Origin of the sequence: Ruminococcus intestinalis, assembly GCF_014288065.1 — a bacterium.
GTDB lineage: Bacteria > Bacillota > Clostridia > Oscillospirales > Acutalibacteraceae > Ruminococcoides > Ruminococcoides intestinale_A.
In genome coordinates this window covers 651840-671486 of sequence record NZ_JACOPS010000001.1, presented here as the reverse complement: position 1 = coordinate 671486, position 19647 = coordinate 651840, and the positions used below count along the sequence as shown (strand labels likewise).

General features: G+C 41.4%; 17 protein-coding genes. 14 read left to right on the top strand and 3 right to left on the bottom strand.

The genetic code is table 11. The features are described 5' to 3' along the window. The first annotated feature begins 9 nt into the window (after positions 1–9). From ispG to hisE, 10 genes are all read left to right on the top strand, one after another. Positions 10–1053 (top strand): flavodoxin-dependent (E)-4-hydroxy-3-methylbut-2-enyl-diphosphate synthase, encoded by a 1044-nt coding sequence (gene ispG / locus H8R91_RS03345; protein ID WP_022235152.1) that lies wholly within the window; start codon positions 10–12, stop codon positions 1051–1053. Between the two features lie 17 nt (positions 1054–1070). After that, the gene (locus H8R91_RS03340) at positions 1071–5441 is read left to right on the top strand and encodes a PolC-type DNA polymerase III (protein ID WP_186934859.1); all 4371 of its coding nucleotides are present in this window, start codon (positions 1071–1073) and stop codon (positions 5439–5441) included. Positions 5442–5456: 15 nt separating this feature from the next. Further along, entirely contained in the window at positions 5457–6785 is a 1329-nt protein-coding gene (locus H8R91_RS03335; RefSeq protein ID WP_186934858.1) for an AI-2E family transporter, read from the top strand. Between the two features lie 137 nt (positions 6786–6922). Then, positions 6923–8092, top strand: coding sequence for an ATP phosphoribosyltransferase regulatory subunit (gene hisZ / locus H8R91_RS03330; RefSeq protein WP_186934857.1), 1170 nt, complete (start codon positions 6923–6925; stop codon positions 8090–8092). A 20-nt stretch (positions 8093–8112) separates the two neighbouring features. After that, on the top strand, positions 8113–8742 hold the full coding sequence (gene hisG / locus H8R91_RS03325; protein ID WP_022235148.1) for an ATP phosphoribosyltransferase: 630 nt from the start codon (positions 8113–8115) through the stop codon (positions 8740–8742). Then, complete coding sequence (gene hisD / locus H8R91_RS03320) at positions 8739–10040, top strand: histidinol dehydrogenase (protein ID WP_186934856.1); 1302 nt, start codon at positions 8739–8741, stop codon at positions 10038–10040. The genes hisG and hisD overlap by 4 nt, the downstream gene beginning before the upstream one ends. 181 nt (positions 10041–10221) lie before the next feature. After that, entirely contained in the window at positions 10222–10800 is a 579-nt protein-coding gene (hisB, locus tag H8R91_RS03315; RefSeq protein WP_186934855.1) for an imidazoleglycerol-phosphate dehydratase HisB, read from the top strand. Continuing rightward, positions 10801–11520, top strand: a complete 720-nt coding sequence (gene hisA / locus H8R91_RS03310) for a 1-(5-phosphoribosyl)-5-[(5-phosphoribosylamino)methylideneamino]imidazole-4-carboxamide isomerase (protein WP_186934854.1) — start codon at positions 10801–10803, stop codon at positions 11518–11520. It begins immediately after the preceding gene. Positions 11521–11530: 10 nt separating this feature from the next. Continuing rightward, a complete protein-coding gene (hisI, locus tag H8R91_RS03305) occupies positions 11531–11857 on the top strand; it encodes a phosphoribosyl-AMP cyclohydrolase (RefSeq protein ID WP_022235144.1) in 327 nt (108 codons plus the stop codon). Positions 11858–11877: 20 nt separating this feature from the next. Further along, a complete protein-coding gene (gene hisE / locus H8R91_RS03300; RefSeq protein WP_022235143.1) occupies positions 11878–12210 on the top strand; it encodes a phosphoribosyl-ATP diphosphatase in 333 nt (110 codons plus the stop codon). Between the two features lie 55 nt (positions 12211–12265). Here hisE and H8R91_RS03295 read toward each other — a convergent pair whose 3' ends face one another. Beyond that, entirely contained in the window at positions 12266–12502 is a 237-nt protein-coding gene (locus tag H8R91_RS03295; protein WP_022235142.1) for a hypothetical protein, read from the bottom strand. Positions 12503–12622: 120 nt separating this feature from the next. On the opposite strand from H8R91_RS03295, the gene mtaB reads away from it, so the two are divergent. Further along, entirely contained in the window at positions 12623–13915 is a 1293-nt protein-coding gene (gene mtaB / locus H8R91_RS03290; RefSeq protein WP_186934853.1) for a tRNA (N(6)-L-threonylcarbamoyladenosine(37)-C(2))-methylthiotransferase MtaB, read from the top strand. Here the strand turns inward: mtaB and H8R91_RS03285 are convergent. Then, positions 13891–15165 (bottom strand): glycoside hydrolase family 10-like protein, encoded by a 1275-nt coding sequence (locus tag H8R91_RS03285; RefSeq protein WP_186934852.1) that lies wholly within the window; start codon positions 15163–15165, stop codon positions 13891–13893. The two genes, mtaB and H8R91_RS03285, sit on opposite strands and share 25 nt — an antisense overlap. A gap of 26 nt (positions 15166–15191) precedes the next feature. On the opposite strand from H8R91_RS03285, the gene H8R91_RS03280 reads away from it, so the two are divergent. Continuing rightward, on the top strand, positions 15192–15476 hold the full coding sequence (locus H8R91_RS03280; protein ID WP_186934851.1) for a DUF1294 domain-containing protein: 285 nt from the start codon (positions 15192–15194) through the stop codon (positions 15474–15476). Further along, entirely contained in the window at positions 15469–16368 is a 900-nt protein-coding gene (locus H8R91_RS03275) for an RluA family pseudouridine synthase (protein ID WP_186934850.1), read from the top strand. The genes H8R91_RS03280 and H8R91_RS03275 overlap by 8 nt, the downstream gene beginning before the upstream one ends. On the opposite strand, the gene H8R91_RS03270 is transcribed toward H8R91_RS03275, so the two are convergent. Then, on the bottom strand, positions 16363–16575 hold the full coding sequence (locus H8R91_RS03270; protein WP_022235137.1) for a hypothetical protein: 213 nt from the start codon (positions 16573–16575) through the stop codon (positions 16363–16365). The two genes, H8R91_RS03275 and H8R91_RS03270, sit on opposite strands and share 6 nt — an antisense overlap. Before the next feature lie 452 nt (positions 16576–17027). Here H8R91_RS03270 and H8R91_RS03265 point away from each other — a divergent pair, with 452 nt between their 5' ends. Then, complete coding sequence (locus H8R91_RS03265; protein WP_186934849.1) at positions 17028–19610, top strand: translation factor GTPase family protein; 2583 nt, start codon at positions 17028–17030, stop codon at positions 19608–19610. Positions 19611–19647: the final 37 nt, after the last annotated feature.

Here is a 19647-nt window from a genome sequence, read left to right as displayed (position 1 = left end):
GGAATTACAGTGGGAAGTAAAAAACAAGTTAAGGTCGGCAATGTGCTTGTCGGCGGAGGTGCACAAGTAAGCGTTCAGTCAATGCTGAATGTACCGTCAACTGATATTGAGGGTTCGGTTAAACAGGCGGTTGAGCTTGAAAAAGCAGGTTGTCAGATTATAAGAGCCGCTATTCCTAACAAGGATGCGGTTAAACTTATTCCGGCATTAAAGCAGGCTCTTACAATTCCCGTTGTTGCCGACATACATTTCGATTATAAATTGGCGCTTGAGGCTTGTGCCGCTGGTGTTGACAAAATTCGTATAAATCCGGGCAATATCGGTTCTGATGACAGGGTAAAGGCGGTTGCCGATGCTTGCCGTCAGAGAAATATTCCTATCAGAATCGGCGTAAATTCCGGCTCGCTTGAAAAGGAAATTCTCGCAAAGTATGGTCACCCCACACCGCAGGCGCTTTGCGACAGTGCGCTTTATCATGCGTCTTTGCTTGAAAAGTTCGATTTTAACGATATTGTTCTTTCAATGAAAAGCTCAACCGTTCCGTTTATGGTTAAGGCTTATGAGCTTGCAAATGAGCAGTGCGATTATCCGCTCCACCTTGGCGTTACCGAGGCAGGTACCGAACGAATGGGCATTATCAAGTCGGCTGCAGGTATCGGTTCGCTGTTACTTCACGGAATCGGCGACACAATCAGAGTTTCTCTTACGGCTGACCCTGTAAAGGAAATCTATGCCGCTAACGATATTTTAAAAGCGCTCGGACTTAAAAAGAGCGGTGTGCAGTTTGTATCCTGCCCGACCTGCGGCAGAACAAGAATTGACCTTGTAAAAATTGCGGGAGAGGTTGAAAACAGACTTAAAGACTGTAAAAAGAATATTAAAGTGGCCGTAATGGGCTGTGTTGTAAACGGCCCCGGAGAAGCAAGAGAGGCTGACATCGGAATTGCAGGCGGTGACGGCTGCGGTCTTGTATTCAAAAAAGGTGAAGTAATCAGAAAAGTTCCCGAGGAGCAGCTTGTTGACGCTCTTATGGATGAAATCGATAAATTATAATTCTTATAAGGAAGAATATGAAAACACTCGGAGAAGTCTTTAATCCGTATCTTGCGGATAAACCGCTCGCTGATGATATATCATCAGCCGAGCTTTTAAAACTTAATATTAACAGTAATAATCGCTCAATCACAATGACTGCCAAATTTGGCGGTCTTGTGTTGAGGGATAACCTTTTTGCTGCCGAAAAACAAATTTCTAAATCCGAATTAAATCTCGGCTCTGTCAGAATTAATCCGATTTATGATTCTAAACTTTTTTCAGCAGATTATTTTCCTGAGCTGTATAAGGCGGTTAAGCGTGATATTCCGAGTATTAACGGCACACTTAACAACGCATTTGTTACCTATGAGGAAGGTAATTTGCAAATCACACTTAATAACGGCGGCAAAAGCCTTTTAGATGCCAAGGGTTTTGACAAGGCTCTTAAAAGGCTTGTTGCAGAGGAATTTTCGCTTGAAATCAACATTATATATACAGGTACGCTTGAAGTTGACGGACAGAGCGAAGAATATATGCAGACAATGAAAAATGCCGCAGAAAAAATCGAAAGACAAAAGATTGAAGAAAGCGTGCACGATACTGCGAGCAATGAGGCTGTTACAAAAGCTGTAAAGGAAAAGAGAAATTCCGATGCAGTGCAGGAAATTGAAGTGCGGGAGGGCAAGTTTTTGCTGCCGCAGATTGTTGAAGCCTCAATAAAACCTTTTTACGGCAGGTCTATACGAGGTAAAATCGAGCCAATCAGCACAATTGTTGCCGACACAGGCAGAATAGTCGTATGGGGCGATATTTTTGATATTGAAAAAAAGGTAACAAAGTCGGGAGATAAAAATATTTTTGTAATCGACATTACCGACTATTCGGGTTCTACATCCGTAAAAGTTTTCGGAACAATCAAAGACACCGCAATTCTTGATAACCTGAAAAAAGGTGACACTGTAGTTGTTCAGGGCGATGTCGAATATGACCGCTACGCAGGCGAGCTTATGCTTATTGCAAGGTCAATCGGCACTGCAAATAAGGTTAAGGTTGTGGATAAAGCGGAGGAGAAGCGTGTCGAACTGCATTTGCATACGAATATGTCGCAGATGGACGCAGTAACCTCGGCAGGCGACCTTGTAAAAAGAGCCGCCGATTGGGGACACCCGGCAGTTGCAATCACAGACCACGGTGTTGCACAGGCTTTCCCTGACGCTATGAAAGCCGCCGATAAAATTAATAAAGACGGCGAAAAAATCAAGGTTATTTACGGCACAGAGGCTTACTTTATGGATGACCTTGTAGAATCTGTTTCGGGCAATAGCGAAGAACCGCTTGACGGCACATTTATCTGCTTTGATATTGAAACTACCGGTCTTTCCGCAAATCGTGACAAAATCACAGAAATCGGTGCCGTAAAGGTTGAAAACGGACAGATAACCGATACTTTTTCAACTTTTGCAAATCCGGGTATGCCGATTCCCGCAAAGATAACCGAGCTTACGGGCATTACCGACGCTATGGTAAAAGACGCACCGTCACAGAGCGAGGCGGTTAGCGCATTTCTTGAATTTGCAGGCGACAATGTGCTTGTTGCGCATAATGCACCGTTTGATACCTCGTTTATCCGTAAGGCTTGCGAAAATATGAACAGGGAGTACAACTACACTTCCATTGACACCGTTGCAATTTCAAGAGCCATTTTGACCGATATTAAAAACTGCAAGCTGGATACCGTTGCAAAGTATTTGCGACTTGGCGACTTTAATCATCACCGTGCAACCGACGATGCGGAAATGCTTGCAAGAATTTTTATAAATCTTTGTACCCGTCTTAAAGATGACTACAATATTACAAAAACCAACGAAATCAATACACAGATTGCAGGCGGCGGTGACTTCAAAAAACTGCCGACTTATCACCAAATAATTCTTGTAAAGAATTTAACAGGTCTAAAGAATTTGTATAAATTGATTTCTTACGCTCATCTCACATATTTTTATAAAAAACCGAGAATACCTAAGAGTGAGCTTGTTAAGCACCGTGAGGGACTTATAATCGGCTCGGCTTGTTGTGCAGGTCAGCTGTATCAGGCTATACTTCTCGGAAAGCCGTGGCCTGAAATCAAAGCAATTGCATCATTTTATGACTACCTTGAAATTCAGCCTGCGGGAAACAATAATTTTATGATTCGTGAGGGCAGATTTGCCAATGAGGCAGAACTCCACGAAATTGATAAGACTATAGTAAAACTCGGCAAAGAACTCGGCAAGCCTGTTTGTGCTACTTGCGATGTTCATTTTATGGACCCGAAAGACGCCGATTACAGAAAAATTCTTATGGCGGGTCAGGGCTTTAAAGATGCCGAAGACCAAGCTCCGCTTTACCTTAGAACCACAGCGGAAATGCTCAAAGAATTTGAGTACCTCGGCAAAGAAAAGGCATACGAAGTTGTTGTCACAAATCCACGCAAAATTGCCGATATGTGCGAGTCGATAAGACCTATTCCGAAGGGAACTTTCCCGCCTAACATTGAGGGTGCGGAGGAAGAACTCGTTTCTATCACATGGGAAAGGGCAAAGGAAAAATACGGTGACCCTCTTCCTGAAATTGTTAAGGCTCGTCTTGACAAAGAACTTAATTCAATTACAACCTACGGTTTCTCCGTACTTTATATGACCGCTCAAAAACTCGTTGCCGACAGCGAGGCACACGGTTATCTTGTAGGTTCCAGAGGTTCTGTAGGTTCGTCATTCGTTGCGACAATGTCGGGTATTTCCGAAGTAAATCCGCTTTGCCCGCACTATATATGCCCAAAATGTAAGCACAGCGAATTTATTACAGACGGCAGTTACGGTTCGGGTTTTGATATGCCTCCTAAGAATTGCCCCGAGTGCGGCACTCTTATGGACCAGGACGGTCACGAAATTCCGTTTGAAACATTCCTTGGATTTAAAGGCGACAAAGTGCCTGATATTGACCTTAATTTCAGCGGTGAGTATCAGTCAAAATCGCACAGATACACAGAGGAACTGTTCGGTAAAAACAATGTGTTTAAGGCGGGTACTATTTCTACCGTTGCGGAAAAAACCGCTATCGGCTATGTAAAGGGTTATGCCAACGATAAGGGTATGATTCTTCATAAGGCTGAAATCAAGCGACTTGCTCTCGGCTGTACGGGCGTTAAGCGTACAACGGGTCAGCACCCGGGCGGTATGGTTGTTGTACCGAGAACAAGCGAAGTTTACGACTTCTGTCCTGTTCAGCACCCTGCAAACGATATGAAGTCCGACAATATTACCACTCACTTCGACTTCCATTCTATTCACGATACAATTACAAAACTTGATGAGCTCGGACACGATGTTCCGACAATTTATCACTATCTTGAACTTTATACGGGTATTCCCGTTATGAAAGTATCAATGAGTGACCCCGAGGTTATGAGCCTGTTTACATCAACCAAAGCTCTCGGTGTAACTCCCGAAGATATAGGCTCAGAAACAGGTACATTCAGCTTGCCCGAATGCGGCACTTCCTTTGTACGAGGAATGTTGGTAGAGGCTAAGCCAAAAACATTTACCGACCTTTTGCAGATTGCAGGTTTGTCACACGGAACAGGTGTATGGCTTGGCAATGCGCAGGAGCTTATTCATAATCATACCTGCGATATTTCAAGCGTTATCGGTACTCGAGATTCCATTATGACTTACCTTATGCATAAGGGACTTGAGCCGGGTATGGCATTTAAGATAATGGAAATTGTCCGTAAAGGTAATGCGACAAAATTGCTTACCGAAGAACATTTCAAGGCGATGAGAGATAACAATGTTCCCGAATGGTACATTGATTCCTGTATGAAAATTCAGTATATGTTCCCGAAAGCCCACGCCGCCGCATATATGATTGCTACATTGCGACTTGGCTGGTACAAGGTGCATAAGCCTGTTGAATATTACGCAGCTTACTTTACGGTACGAAGCGAAAACCTTGACGGTGTTGTGCTTATGCAGGGACATCAGGCTGTTAAAAACAGAATGAAACTTATAAAGCAAAAGCAAAGCGCCCACGAATCGTCTACAAAAGAAGATCAGGAGTACGCTACACTTCAGATTGTAAATGAAATGCTTGCAAGAAAAATTGAAGTTCTGCCTGTTGACATTTACAAATCCGAGGCTAAAATGTTCAAGGTTGAGGACGGCAAAATAAGACTTCCGTTTTCAACAATTCCCGGACTTGGCGAAAGCGCCGCAATATCTCTCGCTGAATCGGGAAAGGTAAATACATACCTTTCCATTGAAGAAATGCAGATAAAGACAAAGGTTTCCAAGTCTATTATTGAGTCGCTGAAAAATATCGGCGCACTTGAGGGACTTCCGGAAAGCTCTCAGATGTCATTGTTTTAAGGAGTGGCGTAATAAATGAAAAAACTTTTTACATTAAAAAATGTACTGATTTGCATTCTTTTTACAATATTTTTGCTGTTTGTAAAGGATAATTTCAGTGTGGTCTGGAACGCAATTTGTATGCTTGCATCTATTCTGACACCGTTTGTAATAGGATTTTTGTTTGCGTATATTTTGAATTTTCCTTACAAATTCTTTTATTCAAAAGTATTCGGATTTTTGAAAAACAAAAAAGCTTTTTTTGCGAAAATGCGCAAACCTTTATCTATAATTTGCACATATACGGCGGTAATTGCCGTACTCGGATTTTTGATTGCCATTCTTGTTCCGCAGATCGGCGACAATATTTCGAGCCTTGTTGAAAGAGTGCCGTCATATTTTAATTCAGTATATGAATGGCTTTCAAGCGTTGCCGATTGGGCTAATAAGACTTATAATGCAAACATTGATATTGACGCATCTTTTGCTCAACTCGGCAAAGAGATTGCAAAAAATTTAAACGGCACTACAATTGCAAATTTCTCAAAAAATGTGTTGTTTGATACTCTTCTACCTATGATTACAAACACCACGGCGGGAATTTATAACTTTATTATGGGTATTGTAATTTCCGTTTACTTCCTGTCAGCAAAGGAAATGCTGTGCAGACAGGTAAAGCGCCTTGCCGTTGCGTTTATTCCGATAAAATTCTTGCCTAAAGTTTATGAGATTGTCGATATTACCGATACAAAATGCGGTAGATTCCTTGTTGGCGACATTATTGACGCCGCTTTTATCGGAGTGCTCACATTCATTACAATGTCTATTTTCCAATTGCCGTATGCCGCATTGATTGCGGTTCTTATCGGCGTAACAAATATTATTCCTTTTTTCGGACCTTTCATAGGTGCAATCCCGAGTGCTATTATTCTTTTCCTTGAAAGCCCGTGGGATATGATTATATTCATTGCGATTGTATTTGTTATTCAACAGCTTGACGGCAACCTTTTCAAGCCGAAGATTATCGGCAGTCAGGTCGGACTTTCAAGTTTCTGGGTACTTTTCAGCGTTATCGTCGGCGGAAGTTTATTCGGTATGGTAGGCTTTATTTTAGGTACTCCTATATATGCGGTAATTTATACGCTGATCGGCAAAAGAGTTAAAAACGCTATTGACAACAAAGGCAAAATTGCTCAGGAGGCACTTGACTTTGAGGTACTGAATTATGTAAAGATTGCCACAGAACAAAAGAAGATAAGAGAAGAAAAGGAAAACGCTCAAAAGGAAAAGCTTTTGAAGTTTATCAAACCCGATAAACATACAAATTCCGAAAGCGATGACGATAATAAAGACGACAAAGAATAATATTTATTTTGCAGAGCAGTAAAATTGTTTGCTGCTCTGTAATTAAAAATATTTTTGTTATAAAATTGACAAGTACATTTTTATATGTTATTATATTAGCATATTAGCACACTAAAGCGTTTTATAAAGAGGTTTTTATGAAAAAGAATTTAAAAATTACCCCCGAAGGAATGAAAGATTTTCTTTTTGCGGAGTGTTCGGCAATGGACGATGTATGCGGCAAAATAGAAAAGGTATTTACAAAGGGTGGTTTTAAGAAAGTAATCACACCGGGCATTGAATTTTACGATATTTTTTCAATGGAATGCAGCGGAATTGACCAGCAGTCAATGTTTAAATCAGTTGACAACAAAGGCAGACTTCTTGTTATGCGTCCCGATTCAACACTTCCGATTGCAAGAATGGTGTCGTCAAGACTTAAAAACAGCATTATGCCTGTAAGACTTTACTATAAGCAGGCAGTGTACAGAAATAACCCTACTCTTATGGGCAGAAGAAATGAATTTATGCAGATGGGCGTTGAATTGCTCGGCGTAAAGGGCAAGAGGGCAGACCTTGAGGTGCTCTCTACAGCAATCAGAGCTATTATGAGCGTTGCCGATGATTTCAGAATCGAGCTTGGACACGCACAGGTATTTAACGCACTTATCAGTGAAATAGATATTGACGAGGATTTCAAAGAGAAAATCAGAGTTACCATTGAGGGCAAAAATTATTCTGCTCTTAATAACCTGCTTGACAAACTTGAGCCTTGCAAGGCTGTAACCGCTATCAGAAGTTTGCCGTCGCTCTTTGGCGGTGACGAAGTGTTTGACAAGGCAACAGAGCTTTGCAGCGGCACAAAGGCTGTTGACGCACTCAATTATTTACATACACTCTATGATTCGCTTAAAACTCTCGGACTTGGGGACAAACTCATTGTTGACCTCGGTCTTGTACAGAGAAACGATTATTATACAGGTTTTGTTTTCTGCGGATATATTTCAGGCATAGGTGACGCAGTTCTTTCGGGCGGCAGATACGATGACCTCCTTTCTGAATTTGACGCTCCTATGGGCGCAGCGGGTTTTGCGATTGATACGGACGCAATCACAGAAAAACTGCTCTCGGACAAAAACACAAGCTATACTGATGTACCCGATGTTCTTGTATATGCAAATGACGGCGCAGAGATTAAAGCAATCAATGCTGTTGCCGATATGCAGAAAAACGGAATTAACGCCCGTTTCTGCGTGCTCGAAACTCTTGAAGAGGCAAAGGCTTTTGCGGAAAAAATGGGTATAGACAAAGTACAAATAATCGGCTGAAGTGCGAAAGGATTTTCTAAATGAAACCATTAAGAATAGCTCTTACAAAGGGCAGACTTGAGAAAACAACTATTGAGCTTTTTCAAAAAATCGGTTACAACTGCGACGAGGTTATCAATAAGGGCAGAAGATTGATTCTTCCTATCGGTGACAACGACTTTGAGGTTGTGCTTGCAAAGGCGGCCGATGTTATTACATATGTTGAGCATGGTGTGTGCGACCTCGGTGTTGTAGGTAAAGACACCATTCTCGAAAACGGCAATTCTTTTTATGAATTGCTCGACTTAGGCTTTGGCAAATGCAGATTTGCCCTTGCTACTAAAAAAGGCACAGATTTTTACAGCGGATACAACACAAAGACTATTGCCACAAAGTATCCGAATGTAACCCGTGCATTTTTTGACGATAAAAATATGGATGTCAGAATTATTAAAATCGAAGGCTCTGTAGAGCTTGCTCCGCTTGTCGGACTTTCTGACGGCATTGTAGATATTGTAGAAACCGGCTCAACACTAAAGGCAAACGGACTTGAGGTTATTGAGTGGGTAACTGAAATTTCGGCAAGACTGATTGCAAACACAGCAAGCCTTAAACTTCGCAAGGCTGAAATTGAGGAACTTCAAAAGAAACTGGAGGCTGTAACAAAATGATTACTACTGTAATTGCTGACGGAAAAAAGGAATACGATTTTATAGAGCTTCTCAAAAGCAGAGCGCAAAATTCAGACAAGAATGTTATTCCGATTGTATCTGAAATCATTGAAAATGTTAAGACAAACGGCGACAAGGCAGTATATGACTACACCGTTAAATTTGACGGCAAAGCACCTGAAAAGGCAGAGATTTCTGCTGATGAAATCGACGCCGTAATTTCTGAATGTGACCCTAAATATATCGAAACAGTAAGAAAAGCCGCAAAGAATATTGAGGATTTCCATAAGCGTCAGGTTCAGCAGAGCTGGCTTACCACAAAGAATAACGGCGTTATTATGGGACAGCGTATCAGAGGTTTGAAGCGTGTCGGCATATATGTTCCCGGCGGTACAGCTGCGTATCCGTCATCTGTACTTATGAATGCAATTCCCGCTAAAATTGCAGGTGTTGAGGAAATTGTAATGTGCACACCTCCTATGAAAAACGGCAAGCCAAACCCAAATATTCTTGCAGCCGCCAAGCTTGCGGGTGTTGACAGAATTTTCCTTATGGGCGGCGCACAGGCTGTTGCTGCTATGGCATACGGCACAGAGAGCGTACCTAAGGTTGACAAGATTGTAGGTCCGGGCAATATCTTTGTTGCCACAGCCAAAAAACTTTTGTACGGTACAGTTGATATTGATATGATTGCAGGCCCGAGCGAAATTCTTATTATTGCCGATAAATCGGCTAATCCTAAGTTCCTTGCCGCCGACCTTATGAGCCAGGCAGAGCACGACAAACTTGCGTCTGCAATTCTTCTTACAGACTGCGAAGAACTTGCAAATCAGACTGTAAAAGAACTTGAAAGACAGGTTCAAACCCTTTCAAGAAACGAGATCATAAATTCGTCACTCGACAATTTTGGTGCGATTATTGTGTGCAGTGATATTAAACAGGCCGTACTTTTCGCAAACGAGCTTGCTCCGGAGCATCTCGAAGTATGCTGTGAAAATCCGATGGAGTATGTAGGCAAACTCGACAACGCAGGTTCGGTATTCCTCGGCAACTATTCACCTGAACCTCTCGGCGACTATTTTGCAGGTCCTAACCATGTTCTTCCTACAAGCGGTACAGCAAGATTTTTCTCACCGCTCTCGGTTGACAGCTTTGTTAAGAAATCAAGCTTTATCTGCTACACAGAAGAAGCATTAAGAAACGATGCGCAGGATGTAGTTCGCTTTGCGGACACAGAGGGACTTACAGCACACGCAAATTCAATCAAAGTCAGATTTGAGGACATTGATTTTGAATAAATGATTTTGAGTTAAAATGAATAGTGATTTGACAGAGTGTTTTGTCAAAAAATTATTTGATTTAAATTTACGGAAATTATTAAAATTTTGTAATATTTATTGTAAATCGTCTTTAAAAAGGATATAATCATATAGACTGAGCTTTTAGGCTCTGTTTAGATAACTTATTTGAGGTGAGAAAATGCGCCAAACAGAAATCAGCCGTAAAACCAAAGAAACCGACATCAAGCTTTCACTTTGTCTTGAGGGCGGAGATATTTCAATTGACACAGGCATTGGATTTTTTGACCATATGCTCAATTCGTTTGCCACACACGCAGGCTTTGGTCTTGAGCTTAAGGTTAAGGGCGATTTGTATGTTGACGAGCATCATACAGTTGAGGATACGGGTATAGTCCTCGGCAAGGCATTTTCTCAAATTTTAAAAGATAAATCTTCTATCGACCGTTTCGGCAGTTTTTATGTACCGATGGACGAGGCGCTTGCGTTTGCCTCTGTCGATATAAGCGGCAGACCTTTCCTTGTATTTGACGCAGAATTTCCGCAGGAAATGTGCGGTCAGTATAATTGTGCAATGACTGTTGAGTTTATGAGAGCACTTGCTTACAATGCAGGCATTACTCTGCACATAAAGTCTTTGTACGGTGACAATTCTCACCATATTACAGAAGCAATTTATAAAGCGGTTGCTCACGCATTAAGACTTGCCGTAAAGGAAAATACCTCAAATAAACCTCTTTCCACTAAAGGAGTGTTATAAATGATTATTTTACCTGCAATAGATATTAAAGACGGTAACTGCGTAAGACTTTTTAAAGGTGATTACTCAACAGTAGAAAAGGTGTGCGACACACCTTATAAAGCGGCTGAACAGTTTAAAGCTGCAGGCGCACAGTATATGCATATGGTTGACCTTGACGGCGCTAAGGACGCTACTCTCGCAAATGCAGACCTCATCATTGATGTGGCAAAGCAGAGCGGACTTAAGGTAGAAGTAGGCGGCGGTATTCGTGATATGGCTGCTATTGAACGCTACCTTAACAACGGCATCGACAAGGTTATATTGGGTTCGGCGGCTGTAAAAAATCCTGACTTTGTAATTGAGGCGGTAAAGGCTTTTGGCGACAAAATTGTTGTTGGCATTGATGCTAAAAACGGTATGGTTTGTGCCGAGGGTTGGATTGACGAGTCGGAAATCAACTACATAGAGCTTGCAAAGCGTATGGAGGATATTGGCGTTGGTCAGATTGTGTTTACCGATATTGACCAGGACGGTACACTTGCAGGCCCTAATTTAAAGCAACTTGACGACCTTGTTCACGAGGTAAACTGCCGAGTAGTAGCAAGCGGCGGCGTGTCTGTTCTTAAAGACATAATTAACCTTGCGGAGCTTGATGTTTACGGCGCAATCTGCGGCAAGGCTATCTACACAGGCAACCTCGATTTGAAACAGGCTATTAAAATTACAAGCAAGATTTAAGGAAAACACTATGGAAAAAAATATTGATTTTGATAAATTTTTTGTGAAATCAGATTTAATTCCTGCAATTATTCAGGAAAAATCAACAGGCGAAGTGCTTATGCTTGCCTATATGAATAAAGAGAGTATGAAAAAGACCTTTGAAACAGGATACACATGGTTTTGGTCAAGAAGCCGTCAGGAGCTTTGGAACAAGGGCGCTACTTCGGGACATCTTCAAAAAGTAATTGAAATTTTCGGAGATTGCGATGACGATACTTTGCTTATTACGGTTGAGCAGACAGGCGCAGCTTGTCACACAGGCAATCATTCCTGTTTTTATACACAATTAAAATAATATATAAAGGGTGAATACAAGTGAACGAGAATGAAATTCTTTCAGCACTTTATCAGACAGTTGTAAACAGACGAGATAATCCAAAGGAAGGTTCATATACTTGTTACCTGCTTGACAAGGGAATTGACAAAATTCTCAAAAAAGTAGGCGAGGAGTGCAGTGAAACAATTATTGCCGCAAAGAACGGCGACAACAGCGAAACTGTTTATGAGATTGCAGACCTTATTTATCATCTTACGGTTATGATGGTTCAGCAGAACATCCCTCTTGAAGATGTGCTTGCAGAGCTTGACAAGCGCAGCGAAAAGACAGGTAACTTAAAGAAGTTCCATACTGTTGATAAAAATTCCTGATAAAACAAAAACCCTATGGCAAATGTCATAGGGTTTAAAAATGTGTAAATTTTATTTATGCGGCAACCATATATTTTGAAAGCGCATTTGTAAAGCTTTCTGTCGGCTCGGAACTTAAAACAAGCTCAACAGGCTTGTTAATATCTAACGAGAAAAATCCCATAATAGAGTGTCCGTCAATGGCGACATCGCCGTTTTTTATCATTATAGTTTCGTGGGGAAATTTTGTGAAAATTTCAAATACATCCATAATTTCTTTTTGACTTGTAATTGTAATCGGAATATTAAACATCTTATATCACCTCGTTAAAATAATAACAGCACTATAATACCATTTTTTTGACATTAATTCAATAACAAAATAAGCAATATTTTAAAATCCACATATTATACGAAAAAAAGGAAAATCAGTATGAATTTTAATATAATTACCCTCGGTTGTAAAGTAAACCAGTATGAATCACAGGCAATGCGTGAGGATCTTCTGAAAAACGGATTTGAACTTGCCAAGCCAAACACACCTGCCGATATTACTGTTGTAAACAGTTGCACCGTAACTTCGGTAAGCGACGCTAAGAACCGTAAACTTATCAATAAAATCCGCAGAGAAAATCCTGACGGAATTATTGTGCTCACAGGCTGTATGCCGCAGGCTTTTCCCGACAGACAGGAAAATTTTGAGAATTGCGACATAGTGCTCGGAAACGCAAAAAGAGCGGAGCTTGTTCCCGCAATTTACGAATATATTGAAAATCATATGAAAAATGTTTTTATATCACCGCACCCTGTAAAAAACGAGAAATTTGAAGATTTATCCATATCTTCTCTCGGCGAGCATACAAGAGCATTTATAAAAATCGAGGACGGCTGTAACCGCTTCTGCTCATACTGCATTATTCCTTTTGCGAGAGGCAGAGTTCGTTCAAAGAGCATAGAGGCGCTTAAAGCCGAAGTGGAAAAAATCGCAAACAACGGTTATCTTGAGGTTGTGCTTGTAGGTATCAATCTTTCCGCATACGGTCAGGACGAGGGACTTAACCTTGCCGATGCCGTAGAATGTGTGTGCGCACAAGAGGGAATCGAGCGTGTCAGACTTGGTTCTGTTGAGCCGGAGCAAATGGACGAACCGATGATAAAAAGGCTTGCCGCTCAACCTAAGTTTTGCCCACAGTTCCACCTTTCACTGCAGAGCGGCTGCGACAACACATTAAAAGCAATGAACAGACATTACGATACCGCCGAGTACAGCAAGATTGTATCTAACATCAGAAAGACATTTGACAATTCTTCAATAACCACCGATGTTATGGTAGGTTTTGCAGGCGAAACCGAAGATGACTTTAAAGATTCTATGAATTTTGTAAAGCAGACAGGCTTTGCAAAGGTACATGTGTTCCCGTATTCAAGAAGAAAAGGCACGGTTGCCGACAAAGCGCCTAACCAGATAGCGCCGAATATCAAGGAGCAGAGAGCCAAAGAGATGGGCGAGCTTGTTGCCGAGTCAAGAGCGGAATTTCTGAAAACACAGGTCGGTCTTACTGAGTCTGTGCTTATTGAGCGACTTCGCCACGGCTATCTTGAGGGTTACACAAAAAACTACACCCCTGTTCATATTATATCCGACGACGAAAACCTTTGCGGTCAGATTGTGAATGTTAAAATTACATCTGCCGAAGATGATTACTGTATAGGGACTGTTGTTTGATTTTCGGCATCTGAATTATTGCTCATAGCCTTTGTAAGATTAGCAATTTCCGTACTTGCGTTTTCGTCTTTAAGTGCGGAGTATGAGTAGAGCATAATTCCGCTGACTTTTTCGTTATTAACAGCTATTTTATATTCGTCGGCAAGAATATTGTTGCTGTAAAGCCAAGTGCCCTCGTCGGCATCGCTGTTTGCTTTATAGCCCGCCAATCCGACATATAGTTTTACCGATTTATTAATATCAAGATCAGACCATGCGGTGAGGGAATCTTCAAATGTCAATGCGGGATTGTCAAGGCTGTAATAAAGCTGCGGGCAGATATAGTCCACAAAACCTTTGCAGATACACCATGTTTTTACATCAGCGTAAATCTGTGCATTGTTGTCGATATTTCCCTGCGGGGAAATGCCGAATTCCACATCATCACTGATTTTATGAATTGCTCTGTAGGTATCGCAAATCAGCGTGTTTACATTGGCAAGCCGCCAATTATCAATTGACATACAGTTCATTTCGCCTACGGTTCCCACATAATCGGCATATTCCGTATCGTCAAAATCACTGTCTTGCGTGGGATAAAAATAATCGTCAAATTGTATTCCGTCAACATCGTAATTCCTTACAATTTCGGTTACACCGTCGATTATAAGGTTTCGTGCCATTTTGTTTGCTGGATTTAAAAAAATTCCGTTTTCGGTTTCTTCGCCTATTTCGTTGTCAATCACATACGGATTGGTTTCACTCAAGGCTTGCGGAGTGCTGTCTGTGCTGATTCTGTACGGGTTCACCCATGCGTGAATATCAAGGTCAAGCTGCGAACAGACCTCGCACATTACCTCAAGTGCGTCATAACCCGGATTTACTCCCTGTTCGCCGCTCAAAATGTGCGAATACGGAAAAAACTTTGAATCGTACAGTGCGTCACAAAACGGACGGACTTGTACTATAAGCGTGTTAAATCCTGCATTCTTGCTGTTGATTGCTATGTTTTTAAATTTTTCTCTGAATGAGGCTTCACTTTTGTCCGTTTCGTTCTGCATATCAAGTTCTATGTAAGAAACCCACACGCCACGCATTTCTTTTTCGGCTTTTTTCGGCTGCTCATCGACTGCACTGTCGATTGTGGCAGTGTCAACCGTTGCGGTTGAGGTTGGTTTTACTTCGTTTTTCACCGAGTACGCTCGTGCCACAAGGGCGGTTATCAGCAGAACGGCAGATACAATTACAGGTGCAAGTTTTTTTACAGACATCTAAATCCTTCCTTTTGAGGTGTAATATGGAAATTTATTCACAATTGTTACTGATTTATCTTGTACTGATAAACCTTGTATCAATCATTGTAACAATATCAGATAAAGTAAAAGCAATTAAAAGAAAGTGGAGAATTCCTGAAAGCACCTTGCTTTTGCTTTCAGCGCTCGGCGGCAGTGTGTCTATGTATATAACTATGCTGATTATCCGCCACAAAACCAAACATCCGAAATTTATGATTGGTATTCCTGTAATTTTTGCACTTCAATGTATTTTAGTATTTCTGATATGGAGATATATTTATGTCTGATAAGCTGATTTTTACCGTTCCAACCGAATATAACGGGGTGAATGCCCTTAGCTTTCTGCGCTCGTTCTGTGGACTTTCATCAAGAATGATAACACGATTAAAGCGTGAAAAAGACGGTATTTTGATGGACGGAAAAATTTTGCGAACGATAGATACTGTGTCGGCGGGAAAAACTGTAGAAATCAGTCTGCCCGATGAAAAAATCGGTATTGAGCCTGTCGAGGGCGAGCTTGACATTTTGTACGAAGACGACTATATTTTAATTGTAAACAAGCCGTATTCAATGCCTGTTCACCCTGTAAAACAGCACCAAAGCGACACGCTTGCCAATCTTGTGGCATTTTATGCACAGAGCAAAGGTAAGGAGTTCACTTTTCGTGCAATCAACAGGCTCGACAAGGATACTTCCGGCATAGTTTTTATTGCCAAAGACCGATACACTGCAAATGCTGTAAAATTTGCTCTTAATAAAACATATATTGCAGTCTGCTCGGGAATTATAAATGAAAACGGCACTGTAAATGCACCGATTGCGTTAAAAAAAGACTCCAAAATGGTGCGAGAGGTCACATCAGACGGCGCACCGTCCGTTACGCATTACAAAGTCCTTGTAAAGGGCAAAGACTGCACGCTGGTAAGTCTTGTGCTTGAAACAGGCAGAACGCATCAGATTCGCTGCCATATGGCATACCTCGGTCATCCGCTTGAGGGCGATGATTTGTACGGAGGCAGACTTGATAAAATTCAAAGGCAGGCTTTGCACTGCGGTAAACTTGATTTTGTGCACCCGATAACAAAACAGCCGATTACTGTCACTGCGCCGATTCCCGATGATATGAAAAATATTTCTCGGGAAATAAATGCCGCTCTCAAAAACAACCTTGTTTTATAAAGTGTCCGCATCGGTCGGCAGGTAGTTGTAAACTTCTTTGTATGACTCAAGCTGTGCCTCGTTTTCGGGCTTGCTCGGAATTAGCCCTGTGCAGTCGTAGGTTGAATAAGCGTTCGCCATTTGGTCAAGACAGCGCTCAAGATTTTTATTTGCGTTTGCAAATTCATTTTCTTTTGCCGCATTGTTTGTTTTATTTTTACTTTTCATAAAATCACCCCATAGTTATTATTTTACGCAATGCCGTAATAATTCGGTGATATTTTTAATCTTGCCGATGAAATGTCGCAAAGCGGCAAAAGGTTAGCCGTTTACGCAGAAAAAACTGTAAGTGCTAATTATATAGTATAAACCTTAATATCTAAAAACATAACCTGTGTGAACAAGTATTTACACGATGCTTTACACACAGCTTTTTTTAAAAGGAAAGTTAGCTAATACTAACTTAATAAAAACAACTTTAAAAGAAGTTAAGAAAAATGATTAAAATTACAAATTTATCGGAAAACGAGTTAAAGAAGATTGGCTTGGCTTATGCTGTGTTTACCCGACCGATGATTGCTAAGTTATAAAAATACAATTGGATAATTTACAAGTTGCGTTTGCTGTGATATAATTTTATTAATTGATTTTTGTATTATTTTGCAGGGTACGGTGATAAAATGAAGAAAATCGCAGTCGGAATACTTGCTCATGTTGACTCGGGTAAAACTACGCTTTCAGAGGCGCTTATGTACTGTTCGGGCAATATTACAAAACTTGGCAGAGTTGACCACAGGGATTCTTTTCTCGACACATTTTCGCTTGAGCGTGACAGAGGCATTACCATATTTTCAAAACAGGCTGTAATGAAGTACAACGATACCGAATTTACTCTGCTTGACACCCCGGGACATATTGATTTTTCAGCCGAGGCGGAGCGCACCTTGCAGGTTCTCGATTATGCAATTCTTGTAATCAGCGGTACAAACGGTGTGCAAAGTCACACTGCAACGCTCTGGAAACTCCTTAAAAGATACAATGTGCCGTGTTTTATTTTTGTAAATAAAATGGATCTTGACGGTGCGGATAAACTTGCGGTTATGGCACAGCTTAGAACAAATCTTGATGAAAACTGCATTGATTTTACATACCGAAATACGGATGCTTTTCGCGAGAGCGTTGCTGTATGTGACGATAAAATTCTCGAGAAATTTTACGAAACCGACAGCGTTGAAAATTCGGATATTGTAAGAGCGATTAAACAGCGCAAAATTTTTCCGTGTATGTTCGGTTCGGCACTGAAGCTTGACGGCGTGCGTGAATTTATAGATTGCGTTGACTTATATACACAAATGCCCGATTATCCCGATGAATTCGGTGCGAAAGTCTTTAAAATCGCAGAGGATAATCATGGCAACAGACTTACTTTTTTGAAAGTGACGGGCGGAAGTTTAAAGGTGCGTGAAGTGCTTAAGAGCGACAAAAATGTCAATGCCGAAAAAGTGAACCGAATCAGAGTGTATTCGGGAGAGAAATTCACTGCGATTGACGAGGCGGCGGCAGGTACTGTCTGCGCAGTAACAGGCATTACCTTTGCAAAACCCGGTGACGGGCTCGGTGCGGAATCGGATTCCGATTTGCCAATGCTTGAGCCTGTTCTCACTTATCGTGTCGACCTTTTGGACGGAACAGACCCACACACTGCCCTTACAAAACTTAAGATTATAGAGAATGAAGATCCACAGCTTAATGTGGTTTGGAACAGCCGACTTGCGGAAATTCATATTCAGCTTATGGGCGAAATTCAGCTTGAAGTGCTCAAAAGTATAATTTACGAACGCTTTGGTATGAAGGTTGAATTCAGCACAGGCAGTATTATTTATAAAGAAACTGTTGAAAATACCGTTGAGGGAGTAGGCCATTTTGAACCGCTCAAGCACTATGCGGAGGTTCATCTGCTGATAAAACCGCTTAAGCGTGGCAGTGGAATTATCATTAATTCACGCTGTAAAGAAGATTTGCTTGACCGTAATTGGCAAAGGCTTATTCTTACTCATCTGCACGAAAAAACGCACATCGGAGTGTTGACAGGTTCACCGATTACTGATGTTGAAATTACGCTTGTATCGGGCAAAGCGCACGCAAAGCATACCGAGGGCGGAGATTTCAGACAGGCAACTTACAGAGCTGTAAGACAAGGCTTGCGCTCGGCAAAAAGCGTTTTGCTTGAACCTGTTTATGAATTTACGCTTGAAGTTCCCAATGAAAATATCGGCAGGGCAATGACGGATATTCAGCGTATGAACGGTACATTTTCATCACCGGAAAGCAGGGGAGATGTTACGGTTTTGAGCGGCACCTGCCCTGTTTCGGAAATGGGAAGTTACACAAAAGAGGTTATGCAATACACTCACGGCAAGGGCAAACTTGCGTGTATTTTAAAGGGATATGAGCCGTGTCACAATGCAGAAGAAGTTATTGAAGGTATCGGTTATGACTGCGATGCCGACTTGGAAAATCCCTGCGGCTCTGTCTTTTGCTCGCACGGTGCAGGTTACAATGTGCCTTGGAATGAAGTTGAACAGCATATGCATTTGCCGAGTATTCTTGAACCCGTTAAGGAGGACAGCGTAAGTACAAACTGCAAAAACGCCTTTGAAAAATGCAAAAATCAGGACGATGTTTTTGCTCTTGACAAAGAACTTATGCAAATTTTTGAGCAGACTTACGGCCCAATTACTCATAAAAAAGCACCCGAAAAGCGAAAGGTTACTGCGGTTTCCGCAATAGACAAGGCGGCTGAAAAATTAATGAAAAATCCGCAGTACAACGGCACGGAATATTTGCTTGTAGACGGATACAATGTGATTTTTGCCTGGGAGCACCTCAAAGAATTGACGGAACGCAGTCTTGACGGTGCAAGGCAGGTGCTTATAAATATTCTTTGCAATTATCAGGGATACAGCAAGTGCAATCTCATTCTCGTATTTGATGCTTACCGTGTAAAAGGGCAGTACAGAGAAGTGGAAACCGTGAACGGAATCAGCATTGTTTACACCAAAGAGGCGGAAACGGCTGATATGTACATAGAGAAAGTATCACATAAACTTGCGAAAAACAACAGAGTGCGTGTTGTCACTTCTGACGCACTTGAGCAAATGATAATTCTCGGAAACGGCGCATTGCGTGTATCCTCACTTGCTTTTCTTAAAGAAGTAAGACAGGCGGAAGAAGAAATCAGAAATATTATAAATAACGATTAAACGAAAGTTGGCAGAATACAATCTGTCGGCTTTTGCT

Excerpts from the sequence above, each read along its gene's own strand:
- mtaB (WP_186934853.1), top strand. The coding sequence starts at position 12,623 with ATGAATTTTAATATAATTACCCTCGGTTGTAAAGTAAACCAGTATGAA.
- hisA (WP_186934854.1), top strand. The coding sequence starts at position 10,801 with ATGATTATTTTACCTGCAATAGATATTAAAGACGGTAACTGCGTAAGA.
- H8R91_RS03295 (WP_022235142.1), bottom strand. The coding sequence starts at position 12,502 with ATGTTTAATATTCCGATTACAATTACAAGTCAAAAAGAAATTATGGAT.
- hisG (WP_022235148.1), top strand. The coding sequence starts at position 8,113 with ATGAAACCATTAAGAATAGCTCTTACAAAGGGCAGACTTGAGAAAACA.
- H8R91_RS03265 (WP_186934849.1), top strand. The coding sequence starts at position 17,028 with ATGAAGAAAATCGCAGTCGGAATACTTGCTCATGTTGACTCGGGTAAA.
- H8R91_RS03340 (WP_186934859.1), top strand. The coding sequence starts at position 1,071 with ATGAAAACACTCGGAGAAGTCTTTAATCCGTATCTTGCGGATAAACCG.
- H8R91_RS03275 (WP_186934850.1), top strand. The coding sequence starts at position 15,469 with ATGTCTGATAAGCTGATTTTTACCGTTCCAACCGAATATAACGGGGTG.
- H8R91_RS03270 (WP_022235137.1), bottom strand. The coding sequence starts at position 16,575 with ATGAAAAGTAAAAATAAAACAAACAATGCGGCAAAAGAAAATGAATTT.
- H8R91_RS03285 (WP_186934852.1), bottom strand. The coding sequence starts at position 15,165 with ATGTCTGTAAAAAAACTTGCACCTGTAATTGTATCTGCCGTTCTGCTG.
- hisD (WP_186934856.1), top strand. The coding sequence starts at position 8,739 with ATGATTACTACTGTAATTGCTGACGGAAAAAAGGAATACGATTTTATA.
- H8R91_RS03280 (WP_186934851.1), top strand. The coding sequence starts at position 15,192 with ATGGAAATTTATTCACAATTGTTACTGATTTATCTTGTACTGATAAAC.
- hisB (WP_186934855.1), top strand. The coding sequence starts at position 10,222 with ATGCGCCAAACAGAAATCAGCCGTAAAACCAAAGAAACCGACATCAAG.
- H8R91_RS03335 (WP_186934858.1), top strand. The coding sequence starts at position 5,457 with ATGAAAAAACTTTTTACATTAAAAAATGTACTGATTTGCATTCTTTTT.
- hisI (WP_022235144.1), top strand. The coding sequence starts at position 11,531 with ATGGAAAAAAATATTGATTTTGATAAATTTTTTGTGAAATCAGATTTA.
- hisZ (WP_186934857.1), top strand. The coding sequence starts at position 6,923 with ATGAAAAAGAATTTAAAAATTACCCCCGAAGGAATGAAAGATTTTCTT.